Source organism: Sulfobacillus harzensis (genome assembly GCF_012933365.1).
In the GTDB taxonomy this organism is placed as follows: Bacteria; Bacillota; Sulfobacillia; order Sulfobacillales; family Sulfobacillaceae; genus Sulfobacillus_B; species Sulfobacillus_B harzensis.
This window is the reverse complement of sequence record NZ_JABBVZ010000255.1, coordinates 1-1,556: the sequence shown is the minus strand read 5'-3', so window position 1 is coordinate 1,556 and position 1,556 is coordinate 1. Positions and strand designations below refer to the sequence as shown.

General features: G+C 63.0%; 1 protein-coding gene. It reads left to right on the top strand.

Annotation, left to right across the window (positions count from 1 at the left end):
* Window positions 1-276 precede the first annotated feature (276 nt).
* The gene (locus HIJ39_RS22860; RefSeq protein ID WP_169103329.1) at window positions 277-1,482 is read left to right on the top strand and encodes an IS110 family RNA-guided transposase; all 1,206 of its coding nucleotides are present in this window, start codon (window positions 277-279) and stop codon (window positions 1,480-1,482) included.
* The last annotated feature ends 74 nt before the right edge of the window (window positions 1,483-1,556 follow it).

Below are 1,556 nucleotides of genomic sequence, written 5' to 3'. Positions count from 1 at the left end.
TTATTTGTTAGTCTCAGTGGTGGATAAGTTTGTCAAACATTGCAACGAGCCACTGGATCTCGTTCAACCCTTTGTCCATCATGAAGTTGGACGTACCCATTCCCGGGAAAGGCTTCTGCTCCTCGCGACCTGATCGCCTACGAGAGATTCGCCTTTCCGGGAAACCCTGTAACCCAAGGAACCACTCATAGACCGGTCGATTTGCGGGTCCTGCCACGTCTGGTGACAAATAAGGCTTGTGCGTCCTTGGGACATCTCACGAAGGAGGTAGGTTCGATGGAAATTGTGGTCGGTTGGGACTGGGCCGACGGCCACCATGATGTCGTGGTGCAAGATCGCCCCGGCCATGCCCTGTGGGTCGGTCAGGTCGCCCACACCCGCGATGCGTTGGACGCGCTGGAAGCGCGGCTGTTGGACTGGGCGGAGCACGTCCGAAGGGACGTGCACGTCGTCATTGAAACGTCGCAAGGCCTGGTAGTCGATTGGTTGAGCACCACCGGCTTTTGGGTCTACCCCGTGAATCCGAAGGTGTCCGATGCGCGGCGCAAGCCCTCGGGTGCCAAGACCGACCGTCTGGATGCGGCTATTTTGGCCCGGTTGGGGTGGCACGAGCGCGATCAGTTGCGGCCCTTGCGGCCCGCGGGGGAAGACTGGGTGGAACTGCGGCAATTGACGCGGATTGACGAAGACTTGGCGCAGCAGACCACGCGCTTGAGCAATCAGCTGATGGCGGCCCTGAAGAGCTATTATCCGCAGGTCCTGGCCGCCTTCGCGGACATCAACCGCCCCGTCGCGCTGGCCTTTTTGGCCGCCTGGCCCGACCCGGTGGAGGCCCGTAAACTGGCGCTGAGCGATCTCATGAGCTGGCTGCGGCAGCATCGGTATCCCCGCGCAGCCCAGGAGGCGCCGCGCATCTGGGGCGCGTTGCAACAGCGGGCGTTGGAGGCCTCGCCGGGCAAGCGGCGGGCCCAGGTGTGGGCTGTCCGGGCCCTGGTGGCCCAACTGCAAGCCTTGCAGGCGGAGCATCGCGCGTTGCGCGAGCATCTCGAAACGCTTTTTTTGGCGAACCCGGATGCTGACCTCTGGATGAGTGTGCCCGGCGTCGCCGTGACGTTGGGTGCTCGTCTCCTGGCCGGGTTCGGTCCCGATCGGGACCGGTTTGAGCTGGTAGAGGCGGCTCAAGCCCTGGCCGGCACGAGTCCCGTGCTCTACCAAAGCGGTAAACTCAAACGGGTGCACATGCGGCGCGCCTGCGACAAGCATTTTCGGGCAACCGTCCATCAACTCGCGTTCACCTCCTTGTCTCGCTGTGCGTGGGCCCGGCAGTATTACGATCAATACCGCGCCCGCGGTCATGGCCATCATGCGGCCTTGCGGGCCCTGGCCAACGTCTGGATGCGCATCCTGTTCCGGATGTGGAAGTCCGGCCAGCCTTATGACCAAGCCCGCTTCTTGGCTGATCGTGAACGCCACGCCTCCTGACAGCGAGGTTATACGCTCGCCGGGCGATCGTCCCCCGACGACCGCGTGCTGTTGCGTACCCTTCGTGCTGTTGC

Excerpts from the sequence above, each read along its gene's own strand:
- HIJ39_RS22860 (WP_169103329.1), top strand. The coding sequence starts at position 277 with ATGGAAATTGTGGTCGGTTGGGACTGGGCCGACGGCCACCATGATGTC.